This is a genomic window from Streptomyces sp. NPDC026500 (assembly GCF_055567635.1).
The window spans coordinates 1-16916 of the sequence record NZ_JBVHQB010000041.1; the positions used below are offsets into that span (position 1 = coordinate 1).

The 16916-nt window shown below is 71.2% G+C and carries 13 protein-coding genes and 3 pseudogenes; 4 read left to right on the forward strand and 12 right to left on the reverse strand.

The features are described from left to right. Positions 1 to 791: 791 nt before the first annotated feature. Positions 792 to 971: a hypothetical protein gene (locus tag ACZ4N5_RS40615; RefSeq protein ID WP_467762001.1), complete on the reverse strand. Its 180-nt coding sequence runs from the start codon at positions 969 to 971 to the stop codon at positions 792 to 794. 56 nt (positions 972 to 1027) lie between these two features. Here ACZ4N5_RS40615 and ACZ4N5_RS40620 point away from each other — a divergent pair. Further along, positions 1028 to 1185: pseudogene (locus ACZ4N5_RS40620) on the forward strand (IS21-like element helper ATPase IstB); the annotation flags it as partial. Positions 1186 to 1197: 12 nt separating this feature from the next. Here the strand turns inward: ACZ4N5_RS40620 and ACZ4N5_RS40625 are convergent. Then, positions 1198 to 1572, reverse strand: a pseudogene (locus tag ACZ4N5_RS40625) (type III effector protein); the annotation flags it as partial. 128 nt (positions 1573 to 1700) lie between these two features. Between ACZ4N5_RS40625 and ACZ4N5_RS40630 the strand changes: the two are divergent. Together ACZ4N5_RS40630 and ACZ4N5_RS40635 are read left to right on the forward strand one after the other, a co-directional pair. Continuing rightward, positions 1701 to 2132 (forward strand): Hsp20/alpha crystallin family protein, encoded by a 432-nt coding sequence (locus ACZ4N5_RS40630; RefSeq protein WP_467762002.1) that lies wholly within the window; start codon positions 1701 to 1703, stop codon positions 2130 to 2132. Positions 2133 to 2231: 99 nt separating this feature from the next. After that, on the forward strand, positions 2232 to 2627 hold the full coding sequence (locus tag ACZ4N5_RS40635) for a DUF2267 domain-containing protein (protein ID WP_467762003.1): 396 nt from the start codon (positions 2232 to 2234) through the stop codon (positions 2625 to 2627). 609 nt (positions 2628 to 3236) lie between these two features. Here ACZ4N5_RS40635 and ACZ4N5_RS40640 read toward each other — a convergent pair. The 3 genes and pseudogenes from ACZ4N5_RS40640 to ACZ4N5_RS40650 form a co-directional block, all read right to left on the reverse strand. Continuing rightward, a complete protein-coding gene (locus ACZ4N5_RS40640) occupies positions 3237 to 3563 on the reverse strand; it encodes a plasmid stabilization protein (protein ID WP_261709731.1) in 327 nt (108 codons plus the stop codon). Positions 3564 to 4115: 552 nt separating this feature from the next. Continuing rightward, a complete protein-coding gene (locus ACZ4N5_RS40645) occupies positions 4116 to 4448 on the reverse strand; it encodes a hypothetical protein (protein ID WP_467762004.1) in 333 nt (110 codons plus the stop codon). 472 nt (positions 4449 to 4920) lie between these two features. Beyond that, positions 4921 to 5283, reverse strand: a pseudogene (locus tag ACZ4N5_RS40650) (ATP-binding protein); the annotation flags it as partial. Positions 5284 to 5768: 485 nt separating this feature from the next. Between ACZ4N5_RS40650 and ACZ4N5_RS40655 the strand changes: the two are divergent. Then, positions 5769 to 7361: a CHAD domain-containing protein gene (locus ACZ4N5_RS40655; RefSeq protein WP_467762005.1), complete on the forward strand. Its 1593-nt coding sequence runs from the start codon at positions 5769 to 5771 to the stop codon at positions 7359 to 7361. 3 nt (positions 7362 to 7364) lie between these two features. On the opposite strand, the gene ACZ4N5_RS40660 is transcribed toward ACZ4N5_RS40655, so the two are convergent. The 7 genes from ACZ4N5_RS40660 to ACZ4N5_RS40690 all read right to left on the reverse strand — a co-directional run bounded on the left by ACZ4N5_RS40660 (position 7365) and on the right by ACZ4N5_RS40690 (position 16533). Then, positions 7365 to 8018 (reverse strand): nitroreductase family protein, encoded by a 654-nt coding sequence (locus ACZ4N5_RS40660; RefSeq protein WP_467762006.1) that lies wholly within the window; start codon positions 8016 to 8018, stop codon positions 7365 to 7367. Beyond that, positions 8015 to 8914, reverse strand: a complete 900-nt coding sequence (locus tag ACZ4N5_RS40665; protein ID WP_467762007.1) for a UbiA prenyltransferase family protein — start codon at positions 8912 to 8914, stop codon at positions 8015 to 8017. The genes ACZ4N5_RS40660 and ACZ4N5_RS40665 overlap by 4 nt, the downstream gene beginning before the upstream one ends. A gap of 67 nt (positions 8915 to 8981) precedes the next feature. After that, on the reverse strand, positions 8982 to 9968 hold the full coding sequence (locus tag ACZ4N5_RS40670; RefSeq protein WP_467762008.1) for a ScbA/BarX family gamma-butyrolactone biosynthesis protein: 987 nt from the start codon (positions 9966 to 9968) through the stop codon (positions 8982 to 8984). 10 nt (positions 9969 to 9978) lie between these two features. Further along, positions 9979 to 10923, reverse strand: coding sequence for a nucleoside-diphosphate kinase (locus tag ACZ4N5_RS40675; protein WP_467762009.1), 945 nt, complete (start codon positions 10921 to 10923; stop codon positions 9979 to 9981). After that, a complete protein-coding gene (locus tag ACZ4N5_RS40680) occupies positions 10920 to 12056 on the reverse strand; it encodes an SDR family oxidoreductase (RefSeq protein WP_467762010.1) in 1137 nt (378 codons plus the stop codon). Before ACZ4N5_RS40680 ends, ACZ4N5_RS40675 begins: the two co-directional genes overlap by 4 nt. Before the next feature lie 56 nt (positions 12057 to 12112). Further along, positions 12113 to 13771 carry a nucleotidyltransferase family protein gene (locus ACZ4N5_RS40685; protein WP_467762011.1) on the reverse strand — a complete coding sequence of 553 codons (1659 nt, stop codon included), beginning with the start codon at positions 13769 to 13771 and terminating at the stop codon, positions 12113 to 12115. Further along, a complete protein-coding gene (locus tag ACZ4N5_RS40690) occupies positions 13768 to 16533 on the reverse strand; it encodes a phosphoenolpyruvate synthase (protein WP_467762012.1) in 2766 nt (921 codons plus the stop codon). Before ACZ4N5_RS40690 ends, ACZ4N5_RS40685 begins: the two co-directional genes overlap by 4 nt. Between the last annotated feature and the right edge of the window lie 383 nt (positions 16534 to 16916).

Sequence of the window (16916 nt, forward strand, 5' to 3'; positions counted from 1 at the left end):
CGACAACCCTGGCTTCGGAACTCCACCACCGCACCGTCCTGCCAACTGCAACTACCGGTTCCACTGCCCGGCAGTTCGTGTCTGCCGGGCCTTGCCGATCTCGACTACGAGAGAAACCATAGCCAGACGATCAACCAATGTCTACTCCAGCCAACACAGATTTTCGTGTCCCTGGTGAGGAACAAGTCGGTCCCGAACAGAGACGATGATGGACCGTCCGGAAGGGTTGGCGGGCTAGGTCGAGGGCACAAGCACGGCGCCCGCACCGGGCAGTCAGGCGTGGGGGATCCTGATTGGACACGATGAGCAGCTCCGAGGCCGGAACCTGGCCGAGGTCGTGTCCGTCAGCTCCGAAGATCGTTGGAGGGGACGTCGCGCGGATCCGACTTCTCCCTTCGGATGCGCACGATCGCCGGGCCCGATCCGCGTCCTGTGGTCCCGGGCCCCTCACCCGCTACTACTGGTGACCCGTTGCGGCCCTCACCCGTGTGCCGTCGCTGGTGTAGCGGCGGCCGTCAACTCGGGGCACTTTGGTCGGGTGGCGGCCCGGAACCGCCCCTCCCCCCTCGTGGTCCGGGCCGTCTCACCGTCAGGCCGGTTGGCCGGCGCATTCCCTATCACCAGCGCGCTGACGGCCCGTGGCGTACCTGTCGACGGCAGACGTCGTTTCGTTTGAGATCGCGCACTGGGACCGAACCCGATGTGCGACCTTCTGAGGACTCGAGCCCCGCTGCCCGGTCTGGAGCGCTCAGCCGTAGCCCGGTTCCGACCGCGCTCTGGACGGGGCCGGGCTACCCCTCGCACGAGCGGCGCCCGAACAGCGCGGAACACAGCGTCGGGTACTGGCGCATGTCGGTCCGGCAGGTCGGGCAGTGCCGGCCGTCCTCCAGCCGGGCGAACAGGACGTCGTCCTCGCCGTCCTGGCTGGTGACCGGTCCACCGCACCGCGCACACGGCGGAGCTTCGGGCACGGGGTCAGGCTCGGGGCCGGTTGCGCAGCCCACTCGCGCTCACGCCGCGCATGCTCGAGTTGTTCGGCGGCTGGACCAGGACGTTCACCGATCCGCGGCTCTGCGCGGCCGTCGTCCACTGCCTCATCTTCGGCGGCAACATGATTGAGACCGAAACCGATTCCTACGTCTTGCTCAGACGCGGGCTCGCGCCGAACAGGCTCAGACTGGCTGAAGACCCTGTGGGTGTGGCCGTCACGCGCTGCTCGCCGGTGGTTCCGGCAGGGCCGGGACGGCCGCGCAGATAGCGGCGCTCGGCTGCCTGGCGGCTGGCGACGCCAAGGGGATGGGCGAGGTCCGCCCAGCTGGCTCCTGCGTCCCGGGCCGTTTCGATCAGGCCGGTCTCCCACCCGCCGAGCTGCTCGCGCACCTGCCGCAGCAGCACCAGGGAGGCCAGCGCCTGCTCCGGCCCGGGACCGGGACCTACGGGCGTGTCCGGGGACTCTCGCTGGGCATCGCGCAGGGCGACATCTATGGCGTGCAGGGCCGCTGCGGCGGCGAGGAATGACGCCGGGCTCTGGGCGTTCGTGCTGGTCGTGGGCAGTTGGTCGGCTGCGGTCACGGGCACCTCCCCCGGATTGTCATCACGTAGACGACATCGTGTTTGTCATCCATGGGATGACATGTTACAACGGTGTCAGTGAAGCGCATTGGCAGCAACTGCCTGAACCTGCTGGAGGTGTTTTCACGATGTTGATGCGCACTGACCCCTTCCGTGAGCTGGACCGGCTGGCGCAGCAGCTGATGGGCCCGGGCACCTGGTCGAGGCCATCGGCGATGCCGATGGACGCCTACCGCGAGGGCGACGAGTACGTGGTGGCCTTCGACCTTCCCGGTGTCACCGCGGACGCGATCGACATCGACGTCGAGCGGAACATGCTCACCGTCAAGGCCGAGCGGCGGCCGGTGACGAAGGCCGACGACGTGCAGATGGAACTGTCCGAGCGGCCGCTGGGCGTCTTCTCCCGCCAGATCGTGCTCGCCGACACCCTCGACACCGAGCACATCAAGGCCGACTACGACGCGGGCGTGCTCACCGTGCGCATCCCCATCGCCGAGCGCGCCAAGCCCCGCAAGATCTCCATCGGCGTCGGCTCCGGCCGCAAGGAGATCTCCGGCTGACACCGGCCGGACCGGTGCGGAGGACGGGCATCTGATCTCCCCGCTCACCCCGCCCTCCGCACCCCCGTGGCAGTCCAAAGAAGAAGGGGCGGCGGCGAGATGACTCTGCGACGCGAAGCGTTCCTCGACCACGTGATGGAACGCGGCGAATACGGCACTGCGGAGGAAGCAGAGCGCGCGGCCCGCGTGGTGCTCGCCCTGCTCGGCGCGCACCTGGTCGGCGAGGTCCGTGCCCAGCTCGCGACGCGCCTACCTGAGAGCTTTGCCCTGATCCTGCTCAACCCGCTGCAGAGCGCCGAACCGCTGCCCCCGGAGCGGTTCGTCCGGGCGAGCGCCGCCTGGATCGAGGGCGCCACCGAGCAGACCGCGGCCTGGGACGTCAGCGCCGTGCTGTCCACCGTCGCCGACGCCGCCGGCGATGACCTGCTGGGGCAGATCCTGCTCCAGCTCCCCGCCGGCTACGACCTCCTCTTCGGCCGCCCCCAGCCCACCTGACCATCCCGCACGCTGGTGCCCGAACACCGGCCACAGCAAGAAAGGCAACCACCCCCGTGATCGCCGACCGCCCCGCTGGACCTGCCTGCCTGGTGCCATCTGGTCGGCCACCCCCAGCGCCGACCTCCACGGCAAGCTCAGCGGCGAACTCGCCGGCAGCCACTGACCGGATCCCCCTCCGCTCTCGGCCGTCCCGGTACCTCCGGGGCGGCCGAAGCATTTCCGGGACGTCGGCGCCGGCCGCTCCCATCACCGCGTCTCCGGGTCCGGCCCACGCAGGCCTGCCGCACCCAGTTCATTGCGCGGCAGCGTTGGTCGGCAGCGGAAGAGCATCCGTGTAGCCGTTGACCGGCCGGGCGACCTTCGCATCTTCGTTCGAGGTCAGAGCGTCCGACGCTTCGCGGTCCTGCTCGCGCCGTTCATGACCGTCGACGTCCTGGGTCTCTGCTTCCTCGACCTCGTGCAGGACTTCCTCGCCAGCGGTCTTCGGATTCTTCTCGCCCGCCGGGCGCTGGGGCTTGGGGCGGGGGAAGACATGAGTCTCCTTACTGGCAGCCGCACGCGAGGACGCCTTACCGGCTGCGTGCTGGGGTGGCTTGCGCCGACCGGTCAGCGGCCGAGGGCCTTGGCCAGTTCCTTCTTGTTCATGGACGAACGACCGTCGATGTTGCGCTTCTTCGCCTCCGCGTACAGCTGGTCCTTCGTCGGCCCCTGGGAACCGCTGTGGGAACGCTCACCGCCGCGCTGGGAGGCGGACTTCGGGTCCTTCGTGGAGGTCTTGCTCGCCGACTTCGACTCTCCCGAGCGGGCGCGCTCCTTGTTCACCGTGCGCGCCGCGATCTCCTTCGCCCGCCCCTCGGAGGTGCCGCGCTTCTCGGCGCTTTCCTTAATGTGCTCGTATTGACGCTCACGCTTCGCGTTGGAACCCCGCGGCATGACGCTCTCCTTCCACACCGGCGGCCCGGCAGCCGCTCCGCCAAGGACGATCACATTCCGCGTACCCGCATGCCGCCTCCTGTCACGCCGCTTCAGAGTATTTCCCGAAGCGGCGGGGGCCCTCTGGGTGGGAAGAGCCACGCGCAGCGAGGTCGAGGACTCGAAAAGGAAGCAGTGCGCCCAGGCCATCAACGAGGAGGACCTGTCAGACGGCGGTCCTGTCCGCCGGGGGGCCTGGCCTACTTCACCGCGGTGGGACTGGTGCCCCGATGACCGCCGCACAGCCGTCCCCGCCCGACAGCCAGGGCAGGGCAGCCACGAGGCGACGAACCGCCGCGGGGTGCGCGGGTTCGTGCGCGACAACGGCATGAGTCTGGGCTTGGATATCGCTTTCCTGCCCGCTCTGGTGGGCAGGCGATCGCCATCTTCGCCACCGTCTGGTCGAAGGAGATGAACAAGGCCGGCCCCGAGTCGGACAAGAACCAGAGGGTGGGCCGGACACGGCCGCCCGTCCTACGCAAGGGATCTTCGGCGTCGGTCGCCGACACCGTGTCACCGGCCAAGGTCACAGCTGGCGTTGGCCGTGGACACCGACACGGCGCGGGCGATCTCGGAGTTGGTCGCGCCGTGCCTCACCGTGCGCAGTATCGCGGCGCGGGTGCGTCCGAGCAGTGCCGACAACGACGCGTCGGCCGGGCGGGGCTGAGGCGCAGGAGCGGACGGCGCCGGCGGATAGAGCAGGACGGGCGGCAGATCCTGGTCGACGAAGGAGACCGGCTTCTGCCAGCAGAAGTAGGAGGGGATCAGGAGGGCCGCGGCCGCCCAGGTGCAGGTCCCGGTCCAGGCGCCTCCCTTGTACTCGACTCCAGGACGGGGGTCTTCCACTGCATGGCGGGCTTCAGTCCGCCGAGAGGCGCCTCGGCTCCGCCGTGCAGCAGATCGCGTCCCGGCGGGCGCACTCGGCGTCGACGCGGGCCTGCATGCGGTCGACGTAGGGACGATGACGGCGTTGTGGTACTTGTGCAACACCGCGACCAGTTCCGCGTTGTCGGCCAGCCGGTACATGTCCGCGGGTACGTTCCTGACCTGGGCGAGCAGACCGCGTGGCGGACCCTGCCCAGCGGGGTGCCGAGGATCGCGTCAAGTCCGTTGTCCAGCCCCTGACTCGCTTCGGCCAGGGTGAGGAAGTCGGGGAAGTAGGTCGCCGGGGGGGCAGCTGCGACTGTGACCGGCTCCAACTGCGCCGCCTTCAAGGAGCGCCGGGTCACCTTCACCCGCTGACCCGGCGCTTCTCCCGGCCACCACGCTCCAGCGCCGCCCTTTCCCCTGACCCTGGTACGGAGGACCGACGGGGTGCTTACGGTAGGGCCTGTTCTGCCCAGATTGTCTTGCCTCGGACGGCAAAGCGAGTACCCCACCGGTTGGTCAGCTGCGCGATCAGATAGAGCCCTCGGCCGCCCTCGTCGGTGAGATCCGCGTGACGCAGGTGGGGGGCGGTGCTGCTGCCGTCGGTGACTTCGCAGATGAGGGCGCGGTCCCGGATCAGGCGCTGCTGGATGGGTCCGGTGGCGTAGCGGATGGCATTGGTGACCAGTTCACTCACGATCAGCTGGGTGGTGAAGTCAAGGTCCTGCAGGCCCCAGGTACTCAGTTGGCGACTGGTGAGGCTGCGGGCGGTGGTGACGACGGCGGGGTCGTTGGGGAGGGTCCAGGAGGCGAGCGGCGACGCAGCCGGCGTGACGGACCCCGGCCGACCGGTGGACCACTCACCTCGCCGCCACCCGCTGGTTCCATGCGCGCGAAGGCCACCTGAACGTCCCGCGCAAACACGTCGAAGAACTGGCCGGTGGGAACAGAACGGCGAGAGCAGCGCTTCTGTCCGGCTCGGAGGGTGGCTCGACAACACCCGGCGACGGTCGACAAGCTCACTCCAGAACCCCGAGGAGAGCCCACTGCGCTCGACATGCGCTGGTAGCAGCGCGCCGGCCCACGGCTTGTGGTCCGACCCAGTGACCGACCTCTCTGGCAGCGCGGCACCCGTCATGCCGCTGGTGATCGTCGCGGTCGTGGTCTCGTACGTCGCGCAGGCGAGCTGCTGGAACGCTACGGGTCTCGTCGGCCTCCGATCCACCACGCGCGCAAAGGTGAACCCGCGAAGTGGCGCACGTCGAGTTTGAGACCAGGGAATGTGTCAACGCGATCTGTATGGTCCAGTCGACCCGAGAGACAGAACGCAAGTACGCGGCGCCGCCGGGGGACGACATCTCATGTCTGCCCGAGCTGACGGGAGTGGACCGGGTCGCCTCGCTCGCAGAACATGCGACGCAGGAGCTGGATGCCGTCCACTACGACACCGACGACCTGCGCCTGGCACGCACCAGGGCGTCCCTGCGGCGCCGGAGGGGCGGCACCGACGCCGGCTGGCACCTGAAGCTACCCCGGGAGGGAGACACCCGGGAGGAGATCCGCCTCCCCCTGTCATCAGAAGAGGTCCCTGAAGACCTGCGGGACCTGGCTCTCTCGCGCACCCGCGGCGCAGAGCTGCGGCCGGTCGTGCGGATCCGCTCCACCCGATCCCTGCGCCGACTTCTCGACGCCGGAGGTGACGTCCTGGCCGAGCTGAGTACGGATGCGGTGCGGGCCGACTCGCTGCTGGACGACGACGCGCACACGAAGTGGACGGAGATGGAGGTCGAACTCGCCGACGACGGTGATCCTGCGCTCCTGGACGCCATCGAAAAGGTCCTCCGGAAGAACGGTGTCGACCGCGCGCAGTGCCCCTCGAAAGTCGTCCGTGCCCTGTCCGAGACGACGCCCCTCCTCGAAGGCACGGAGGATGCGCGCGCCGGGGTCGCCCCGGGATCGGCCGGCGATCACGTGCTCACGTACGTTCGCCGGTTGGTCGACGCCCTCACGGACCTCGACCCCGCTGTGCGTCGCGACCTGCCCGACGCCGTGCACCGGATGCGCACCACGGCCCGCCGTCTGCGCAGTTGCCTGCGCTCCTACCGATCCGTCCTCGACCATGAGGTCACCGACCCCGTTCGGCTGGATCTGAGGTGGCTCGGCGCCGAACTCGGTGTGGAGCGCGACCATGAGGTGCTCCGGGAGCGGCTGACCTCCGGCGTGCGGGAACTTCCCGGTGAACTGGTCCTCGGCCCGGTCGACGCACGGCTGCAGGCCTGGGACGCGGCGCGGCAGGCCGAGGGCCGTCGACACACCCTGGACGCGCTCGCCACGCCCCGCTACCTGAACCTGCTTGAGCAGTTGAACAGGTTGGCCGAGGCGCCGCCGCTGCGCAGGAAGGCGGCTAGCTACTGCACCGGCACCGCTGTCGACGCCACCGATCTCGCCGCCGGCGATCACCGCTGGCCGCGCCTTGCCCCGCTGGCGGTGAGTGCCGGCTTCGGCGCCGCGCACGCGCTGCCGCTGCGCGTCAACCACCACGCCATCGGCGCGGTCGGCCTGCTGTGCGCTCAGCCGGGCGGCCGCTCGGTCGGCGAACTGCGCGTGGCCCAGGCGCTCGCCGACGTGGCCGCCGTCGCCCTGTTCCACTGGGATCGCGATCCCGTACGCCCCGCCGATGTGTTCACCCGGGTCCAGGCCGCCGTCGCGGCGAAGGCCACCGTCGAGATGGCCCAGGGAATCCTGGCCGAGCACGGCGATCTCGGCATGGCCGACGCCCTTACGGCATTGCGCACCTACAGCAGCCGCAACGGCGTAACCCTCCTGGACGCCGCCCAGCGCCTCGTCGGCCGCACCGTCGATCCCGGCGCCGTACTCGCCGACCGGCCCTGACCTTCACGCGGGTCGGCCGCCCTGCCAGCCGTCGTGGTGCAGGACCTGCTCCAACGGCAGCCGCGGCCCCGGCCGGAACGTGCCGCGCAGCGGATGGGCCGTCGGCAGCAGCGCGCCCTGACGGACGGTGGGCGGCAGACCCAGCAGGTCGGCCACCTCCCGCTCACGGTCCAGGTGGACCGCCGTCCAGGCGGTGACCAGACCGCGGCTGCGGGCCGCCAGCGCGTAGCTCCAGGCGGCGGGCAGCAATGACGCCCACAGACCTGCCTGGTTGCCCGACGGCAGGCGTCCGTCGGGCACTTCGAGACAGGGGATGACCAGGACCGGCACCCGGTGCAGCCGGTCGGCCAGCGCACGGGCGGCGGTGAGCACGGAGCGGGAGGCCTCGGGCAGCTCCGAGAGCCGTTCCAGTTCGGCGAGGTTGCGGTCGTAGAACGCGGTCCGGTAAACGTCGGCGACGTCAGAGCGGATCCGTGGGTCGGTGAGCAGGATCCAGCGCCAGTTCTGCCGGTTGTTGCCGTTGGGGGCCTGCAGGGCGATGCGCAGACAGTCCTTGACCAGGTCCGGGTCCACCGCCCGGTCCAGGTCCAGGCCGTGCCGCACGCATCGCGTGGTGGTCAGCAACTCCTCGCAGGACAAGGGAAGTTCGTCGCTCATGGCAGCAGTACCGCCCGGACGACGAGTGCGAGGTACGTGGCCACGACGAAAGCCGTCGCGGCGGGCAGCGGCCACCCGCCGCGCCCGGCGGTCAGGAACCGACGGGTGGCCAGGGCGGGCAGGACGGCCGCCAGGCAGGGCAGCAGCCCGAGCGGGCCCCGCGGCGCGAACAGCAGGACCTGGCAGCCGACCGCCCCGGCCGCGAAGCCCGCGGTGACCACGGCGGCGCGGCGCGGGCCGAGGCCGGCCGAGTACAGGCGGGCACCGGGTGATGCCTCCCAGGCCGTCTTGCGGGCGAACTCGAAGTGCAGGAAGACACAGGCGCACAGGGCGAGCAGCGGCGCACAGCGCCAGTCCGCGGTGACGGTCCCCGCGGCGACGAGCGAGCCGTAGACGTAGCCGCCGAGCAGCAACTGCACCGGGTAGGTGACAGCCAGGTTGAGCAGCTGCCGCTCGCGTACCGCTGGTGACAGGCTTTCCAGTGCGGCGAGGAAGAGCCCGTACACGAAGGCGGCGAGGATCAGCAGTGCGTCGGTGACCGACCTGGCGGCGTTCAGGCCCGTCACCACCACGGCGATCACCGCCATCGCGCCGCGCAGTTCGGTCGCGGTGATCGCGCCGGTGACGAGCGGCCGGTCCGGGTGGTGGACACGGTCGTGGGCGAGATCCTTCTGCTCGTCCAGCATCCGCAGGAACAGCAGCGCCAGTACGACGCTGACGACCCGCACCCAGGTGGCCCCGGACGGATGCCAGGCCGTATCGGTCACGGCCACCGCCGAACCCTCCAGCGCGAGGACCCAGAGCAGTCCGTAGGTGACGTAGATCTGCGGCCGGAACATGCGCAGCACGAACCGGCCCAGTCTGGCGGGCACTTGTGGGGCGGCGACGGTGGTCACTGCGGGGCCCTCCGGTCAGGTGAATGTCGCGTGCGTGTCGGCTGGGAGTCGGGTGCGGGCCCCCGGCTCAGGCGGCCGCCTGGGCCCTCGGCGCCGCGAGGGCACGCGCCGGACCGGCGGTGTCCGGATCGGCGAGCCTGATCCGGGCCTCCGCGGTCAGGGCGCCGGGCTGGCGCAGGGTGCACTCGATGGCGGCGCCGGGCAGCACCGGAGCTGTCCTGCACTCCAGCGGCAGGTCCATCTCGGCGAAGCGGCGGAACCGCGCGGCCAGGGCGACCGGCAGCGCTCCGGACGCGCGGACGGTTCCGGCGGCCACGGCCGCACGCAGGGCGAGCTGGCGGAAGGCTTCGAGTTCCAGCATGCCGGGCACGTGGTCCACCCAGTGGTCGTACAGGGTCGGGTGCGTCGTCTCGACGAACACGTGCGCCGTGTGGGTCCCGTCGTTCCCCGTGCGCGGCGGGGAGATGACCGTGTTGGCCGGGGCACGCCGGCCGACGAGGGCGGGGTCGACGTGCGGTCCGCGCAGTGCGACCGGCACGGCGGGCAGGCCGAGTGCCCCGCGCTGTCCGGCGCGCAGGCTGGTCCAGTCCTCGGGCGGCATCCAGGAGTAGCTGATGCGGGCCAGCAGGGCCTCGCGTCCGCCCACGGTCAGGGTGAAGTGCAGCCGCAGGCCCCGTACTCCGGCCCTCGTGCGGTACCGCTGCTCGACCCGGGTGGTGATGACCGCCTCGGTGGCGCGGTCGCCGCGGGCGAGGGCAGCCGGTTCCCGCACCTCGAACTCCACCGCTCGCAGCAGGAACTTGTGGCCCAGCGGGACGCCGAGGTGGCGGTGGGCCACCACGAAGATGCCCTGCCTGCACGCCTCGAGCAGCAGGAAGGGATCGTGGTGGGGGCGGGGGCTGCCCAGGGTGTCGTCGTAGAACGCGTGTCGGCTGGGGAACCGCGCGGCCAGCAGCATGTCGTCCTGGCCGTGGCGCTCGGCGTCGGTCAGGAAGACCTCCGCGACCGCGGAGCGGTGCACCAGTTCCTTGGGAAGTGTCCGGGTGAACTGCATGGGCCGCTCCTCAGTTCGCGGTGGCGCGGACGGTGTCCAGGTGGCGGCGCCAGGTGTCCGCGTCGGCTCCGTCCAGCACGGGTGCCCGGCCTGGCTGCCGCATGGGGAGCACCTTTGAGCCGACGATGACGGCGTCCCAGGGGTCGAGGTCGATCCCTCGTTCCCACGCGGTCTGGAGCAGCAGGCGCGGGGCGGCAGCCGGGTCGGCGCCCCCGTGCCGGGACACGGCGTCGCGCAGCCGTGCGACGGCGGGGTCGAAGTCGAGGTCCCGGGGCTTGGTGGCGGCGTACAGGCGGCCGGTCAACTCCAGGGCGTGTGCGGTGCGGTCCTCGTCGGCGAGGGCGGAGCGGAAGAGGCGGTCGCGCGCGGTGTCGTCGAAGTGGACGGCCAACTCGCGCAGGACGTCCGCGGGTTCGTCGGCGGTGTGCGCGAGGTTCAGCAAGTAGCTGTAGCGGCCGAGGACATGGCGCAGCTGGCCGGGCCGGCGGGCGTCCGGGTCCGTGGGCCCCTTGAGCCGGGTGAGTTCGACCGAGGCGGGCACGCCCAGGTCGTCATAGGGGCGGACGAGGAGGACGAGGGCGTCGGCGTCCTCAAGGAAGAGCGCGGCCAGCCGCCTGCGGTAGGGGGTGGCGAGGTTCCACTGGAAGTACCACAGGGAGCGGATCATGGTGCGGGTCAGCCGGGTGACCGCCGCGCCGACGATCCTGAAGCCCTGCGCGGTCAGCCAGTCCACGGCCGCGTCCAGCCTGCGGGCCACGACGGCGTCCGGCTTGAGCAGCAGCGCGGCGTGCCGGTGGGCGAAGCCGGTGATGTCGCCGGTGAGGGCGGCGAGTTGTTCGTGACTCTCCTGGTAGTAGGTGTCGGCGCCGTACAGCCGTTGCTTGTCGGGGTGGCAGGTCAGCAGGGGGGACACGGGTATGCCGTGCGGGGGCGCGGCAAGGTGGGCGGAGGTCATCGGTGGGTGCTCCCGTCGGGTCGGGCGGCGGCCGGCTCCTTGCGCCGGGGCGGGCCGAGGTAGCCGGTCGCGAGGCAGTGGTCGAGGAGGCGCCGCAGGTAGGCCTGTCCGCCGGACGGCGCCCGACGGTGGCCGAAGGCCTCGGCGTGGGTGGCGTCGAAGCGGACTCGGCGCCGGAAGTAGGGGGCGTACAGGGAGACGACGCGGTCGTAGTAGGGGCGTTCGCGGTCGGGCAGGGCCGCGGCGGCGAACGCGGACGGGGGGACGAACCGCGGCACGTGGAAGGACGGGTACTCGGCGAGGACGTCGGACATGTCCCGCAGGGTCAGCTCGTGGCCGACGGCGTGCAGGGTGCGGCCCTTGACGTCCTGGAAACGCGTGGCGGCGGCGGTCACCAGGTCGGCGACGCGGTCGACGGGGACCAGGTCGAGGACGGCGTCATGGTGGCCGGGCACGGTGCGTACCAGGCCCCTGGTGAGGACCCGGAGCACGGGGTAGATGGTCTTGAGGTCGCGGACGCGGCCGGTGCGGGTGGCGCCGGTGACGATGCTCGGGCGCACCACGGTCACGGGCAGGCCGTCCGTCGCGGCCTTGCGGACCAGCGTCTCGGCGGCCAGTTTGCTCTTCTCGTAGTCGTTGCCGGGGCGTTGGCCGAGGTCGAGCTCGTCCTCGCGGGCGGTGCCGTCGCGTTCCCCGCACACGTAGGCGGTGCTGACGTGCACCAGGGGCGTACGCGCTGCCAGGGCGAGGTCCAGGATGTGCCGGGTGCCCTCGATGTTGATGCGTTCGTACCGGTCCTGCGGCAGGCCGAAGTCGGTGACGGCGGCGCAGTGCACGATCCGGTCGGCGGTGGCGGCGAGCCGCCCGTCGTCGTCGCTCAGCCCGAGGCCGGGGCGGGTGATGTCGCCGGTGATCCGGGTGACGGTGCCCGGACCGGCGGTCAGCTTTCTGCCGTTGTTGCGGACAAGGTCGCCGTTGCGGTGCAGCAGCGCCAGCACGGTGTGGCCCGCGGCGGTGAGCCGGGCGGTCACCTCGGCGCCCACGAAACCGCTGGCACCGGTCACCAGCACCGTCATCGGATCGGACGCCATCGGTTCGGAGACCATCGGATCGGACGCCATCGGATCGGGCATCGGTGCATCCTCCGTGCGGAAAGTGGGGTGGGGTGTTGTCCCGGAGCCCGGTGCCGTCACGAGGCCTGGTGGGGCTGGGCCCCGTCGCCGGCCAGCAGGTCGCGGGCCTCTTCGATGGGTAGCTCCGCGCCGAGATGGGCGCCGATGCGCAGCCAGTCGTGGCCGAGTTGCAGGGTCGCCCGCCAGGTGTCCGCGGAGTCGAAGGAGAACGGGAAGGAGTCGGCGCCCACGGCCCCGCGTACCAGGGCGATGAAGAAGCGCAGCTCCCCGAGGAGTGCGTCGCCGTCCTTCGCCGAGTCCACCCCGAGCTGCAGCAGTTCCCCGGCGCGCACCCCGATCGGCCATGTGGAGGGCGGCAGCAGATCCATACGGCGTACGAGGTCGGAGTCGGCGGGCAGCGGGTTGACCCCGTGCGCGCTGGCCAGTCCGCGCAGCGCGGCGTACACGGCGCGGCGCGCGGTGAGTTCGGCGACCCGCCACTGGCCGCGTTGCAGGGCCCCGGTCAGATCCTCGACGGCGTTCTCGACGACCACGTTGGACCACACCAGGGCCATGGCGGCGGCGGCGAACCGGTCGGCCGGCACGGGCATCAGGTCGACGGCGCGCGGTCCGCCGACGGCCGCGCCGCGCACCGACAGCAGCGGCTGTGCGGTGGAGGGCGGCGGGGTCACGGGGCCGGGCGGGGCGGCGAGCGGCAGCGAGGGCGTGACGGTGCCGCCGCCCTTCCAGGCGAGGCGGACGAGTCCGTAGCGCAGGAAGACGGCGAGCAGCGTGCCGGGGCCGCTGACCCCGGTGCCGGCCGCCTCGGCCAGCACGCGCGGCAACGGTCTGCCCAGGACGAGGGAGCGCCAGACGGCTCCGGCGTCGTCGCCGAGTGCGAACACGTCGCGCCGGCCGCGGACTACGTGGACCCGGTCGCCGGTCTGCCAGGTGGTCACCCCGGCCACGCGGTGGACGGTGAGCCGCTCGGACTGCCGGGGAACGCCGGTGAGTCCGAGTTCCTCGGCGAAGTCGAGGCAGGCGGTCAGGTGGGCATGGGCGGCGTCGGTGTCTGCTTCGCCGCCCTGGAGAGCGGCCGCTTCCAGCTCCCAGTAACGGTCGCGTATGTCCGGCCGGCCGGCCCGGTCCAGTTGCATGGACAGCCACTTGGGTTCGAGATAGGTCTCGCCCAGGCCGGCCGCCCATGACTTGACGCTCTGCACGAGTGCGGCGCGGGTCCAGCCGACGGCCTCGTCGCTCTCGCCGAGGCACAGCAGCGCCATCGCGTGCCGCAGTGACTGACGGGCCCGGTGCGCCCACCAGTCGGCGGAGATCCGGCGGAACCGCTCCACGGGCATGGTCGCCTTCACCTCCTCGACCAGGGCGTGGCCGCGCAGCGGGTGGCTGTGCAGCACCCGCTGGCAGCGGTTGAGGAGATCCTCGGAGAGCCGGCCGGGCCGCTTGGCACCCACCTCCACCGCCCGTAACTGGTCGGCGAGTTGGCGCACCGAACGGGTCCGGATCTCCACCCGTCGGCCGTCCACGAACAGCAGCGACGGCATGGTCGGCAGGTCGTCGTCGCTGCGGCCGATGAGCAGGAAGTCGATGTCGGAGGAGGGGTTGCCGAATCCCTCCGCGATGGAGCCTTCCAGGGTCACGGCCCACTCGGTGCCGGGGGGCAGTTCGGCAAGGGACTTGTCGAGCAGGTCCTGCAGCCGTTCCTCGCTGAGGATCACTGATGTGTCTCCGTTCGGGGGCTGTCCGGGGCGGCGGTCGTGCTGTCGCTCGGCGGGTCGGCCAGGACGGTGACCGTCCCGGCGGCGCCGTCGACCCGCAGCCGGGTGCCGGTTCGGATCTCGGTGGTGGCGCCCTTCACCTGAACCACGGTCGGAATCCCCAACTCCCTCGCCACGACCGCGACATGAGTGAGCGGGCTGCCGCGTTCGATGACGAGGGCGGCGGCCGAGGACAGCGCGGTCACCCACCCGGGGTCGGTGCGGTAGGTGAGCAGGATGCCGCCGCCGATGTCGCGCGGGGTGTCGGTGACCACGGCGGGCCCTTCGGCGACGCCGGGGCAGCAGGGGACGCCGCTCAGCTCGCGGGCACCGCTGCGGGCGGCCGGGCCGCCCGCCCAGCCGGCCCGTTCCAGGTTGCCCGACCAGTACGGGGCGCCGCGGGTGGTGAAGCGGGAAGGGGCGTGCAGCGCCTTGTCGGCGGCGAGTTGCCTGCGGCGCAGCACGACCAGATCCCGCAGTTCGGTGTGGGCGATCATGCCCTCGTAGGCGCCCCGGACCTCCTCCAGGCGTAGCAGGAACACGTCGTCCCAGGCGTCGATGGCACCGGCGCGCGCCAGGTCGCGGCCCAGTGCGCGCAGCATGCGCTTGGCCGCTCCGAAGGCGCGGGTACGGCAGAACCTGAGCCGTTCCCGGTCGGTGAGCGCCGTGCGGGCCTTGCCCCGCACTCGTTCGTACAACAGGCGGCGTGGGCCGCGCAGATGCTGGTCGAGGTAGGCGTCGGCCTCGCCTCCGCGGTCCGGCGCGTGGCTGTCACCGGTCTCCGGCAGCGCGTCACGCAGCAGCGTGAAGAGTCCTGCCGGGTTCTCGTGCAGGTCGGGGACCTCCAGCTTGAGTTCGTCGGGGCTGCGGTAGCCGTAGTCGGCGATGTACGCGTCGACGGCGGCCAGGAACCGCGTGTGGCCCGCGTCGCGCAGCGCCCGTCGGACGTCGGAGTCGGGGGCGTGCTCCAGCAGGTGCAGGATGCCGGCGTCGGCGCGCGCTCGGGCGGCCAACTCGCGCAGTGCCCACACCGGTTCGGCGGACTCGACGGCGCCGCCGGGGGCTGCCGCGGCCCAGGTGAACCATTCGGGTGCCGCGGGAAGCCATCTGCGGGTGAGCAGGGCGAGCAGACCGACGGAGAGCAGGATCGTCGCGTCCAGAACCTGCATCGGGCCCCATTTCTCGATGAGTTCCCGCTGCAGCCGCCGGAATCGGCGGTAGGTCTCGTCTCCGGGCAGTGCGTCGTAGTCGACATTGTTGAATACCGTGTACGCGCGATAGAAATCTCGGTGAAACGTCTCCACGGATTTCCTGATGGTGAGAAATCTACCGGCGAAGATCATCGTGCGTGTGAGGCGTGAGACCCGGCCGCGCAGTCCGGACCCGGGCGTGAACGGATGGAGCGTGTCGGCGACTTCGTCGGAAATGCCCTCGGCGACGCCGAGGGATTTCTCCAGGACGCGCCGGTTGAGCGGGTACAGCGGGGCGAGGCGCACCATGCGGTACCAGTGGAAGAGGTTGTAGTAGACCCGTCCGTGGACATAGCCGAGCAGGTGCGGGGTCCACTCCTGCACCGCGCGCAGTTGCTCGCCGCGGACACCGAGGGCACGGGCGTAACTGTCGTATACCTTCGCGTAGGTGTCGGCGGCGAAGCTGTAGGTGAGCGGGGACACGACGCCGCTGAAGCTCTCGATGATGTTGGAGTTGTCCCAGATCCGCAGGTCTCCCCCGGGCTCCGGCACGGTGCCGCTCGCCGGACCGAGGGTGGTGACCGGCCGGCTCTGCAGGATCCACAGCGTGTCCTCGGCGATGGCCCATTCGATGTCCTGGGGGGCGCCGTACCGAGCGGTGACGCGGACGCCGGTCTCGTGCAGCCGGGCGAGGTCGGCGGGGGTCAGGGCCGCCGTGGCGCGAGCCTCGCCGACGACGGGTGACACCCGGCAGCCGGCTCCGGATCCGGCGTCGTAGCGCTCCTGCTTGTCGCCGATCACCGTGGTCAGCGGCTCGCCGGTGGCTGCGTCGAGGACGACGGTGTCGGCGTCGACCGCGCCCGAGACCAACCCCTCCCCCAGCCCGTGGACGGCGCTGACGACATGCCGGTCGGAGCGTCCGGTCGTCGGGTCGGCGGTGAACAGCACGCCGCTGCGCTCGGCGGCGACCATGCGCTGCACGATGACGGCGACACCACCGGCGTCGGGTGGCAGCCGGTGCTGCGCGCGGTAGCGCAGGGAGCGTTCGGAGAACGCGGAGGCCCAGCAGCGGCGGACGTGGGCGACGACCTCGCCGAGGCCGCGGACGTTGAGGAAGCTGTCGAACTGGCCGGCGAAGGAGTGGCGTGTGCCGTCCTCCTGCGCGCCGGACGATCGGACGGCGACCACGCCGCCGCCGGCCAGTCCGTAGGCCAGTCCGATGGCGTCGGTGACGCGGTCCGCGATCGGCGCGGCCTCGATGAGAAGCGCGATCTCCGCGGCGACTTGGCCGGGGTTCGACTCCCAGCCGTCGGCGAGCAGCCGCGCCAGGTGCTCGTCCAGTCCGCTGTCGCGGCAGAATTCGGCGAATACGTCCAGGCCGATGATCGACCAGCGAGGTACTTGAAATCCGGACGCGGTCAGGGTGTGCAGGTTCTTCCCTTTTCCACCGGCCCATTCGGTGGTAAGGGATTCGTCACTGGATGGTGTGAGGACGTGCAGGGACCGGTGTTCGGATCCCGTGGTGGGCGACAACGCGTTTCCCCTCCAAGGGTGTTACTCGACCTCGCCCGAATGTTGCACAGCAGAGCCGGTCAAAAAAACTCCGGCAGGCCGCAGTAGGCGCTTTTCGGTCGTCGTAGGCTTTTCAATTTCCGGGTCGCACACCGCTGTTCAGGGCATCCCCTGGGGACCTGCCGACTTACGGGACGATCCAGCCGAAGTAGGTCGGTCCCGCTCCGGAGGCGGCCCGGGTCGCGGCGGGCGGTACGCGGCGGCAGCACCCCATACGTCCGGGTCGCCACCGGCATTCGGGTACGACGACAAGGCCGCGCCGGAGTCGACCGCCACGCCACCCGCGATCGCCCCAAAGCCACACGTTCGGACACAGGGAAGGGCCGACCAGAAAGGAAAGCAAC

What these genes read in the sequence shown, in the direction of transcription:
- ACZ4N5_RS40660 (WP_467762006.1), bottom strand. Translation starts at nt 8,018, where the DNA reads ATGAGCGACGAACTTCCCTTGTCCTGCGAGGAGTTGCTGACCACCACG.
- ACZ4N5_RS40640 (WP_261709731.1), bottom strand. Translation starts at nt 3,563, where the DNA reads ATGCCGCGGGGTTCCAACGCGAAGCGTGAGCGTCAATACGAGCACATT.
- ACZ4N5_RS40680 (WP_467762010.1), bottom strand. Translation starts at nt 12,056, where the DNA reads ATGCCCGATCCGATGGCGTCCGATCCGATGGTCTCCGAACCGATGGCG.
- ACZ4N5_RS40655 (WP_467762005.1), top strand. Translation starts at nt 5,769, where the DNA reads ATGGTCCAGTCGACCCGAGAGACAGAACGCAAGTACGCGGCGCCGCCG.
- ACZ4N5_RS40630 (WP_467762002.1), top strand. Translation starts at nt 1,701, where the DNA reads ATGTTGATGCGCACTGACCCCTTCCGTGAGCTGGACCGGCTGGCGCAG.
- ACZ4N5_RS40635 (WP_467762003.1), top strand. Translation starts at nt 2,232, where the DNA reads ATGACTCTGCGACGCGAAGCGTTCCTCGACCACGTGATGGAACGCGGC.
- ACZ4N5_RS40670 (WP_467762008.1), bottom strand. Translation starts at nt 9,968, where the DNA reads ATGCAGTTCACCCGGACACTTCCCAAGGAACTGGTGCACCGCTCCGCG.
- ACZ4N5_RS40675 (WP_467762009.1), bottom strand. Translation starts at nt 10,923, where the DNA reads ATGACCTCCGCCCACCTTGCCGCGCCCCCGCACGGCATACCCGTGTCC.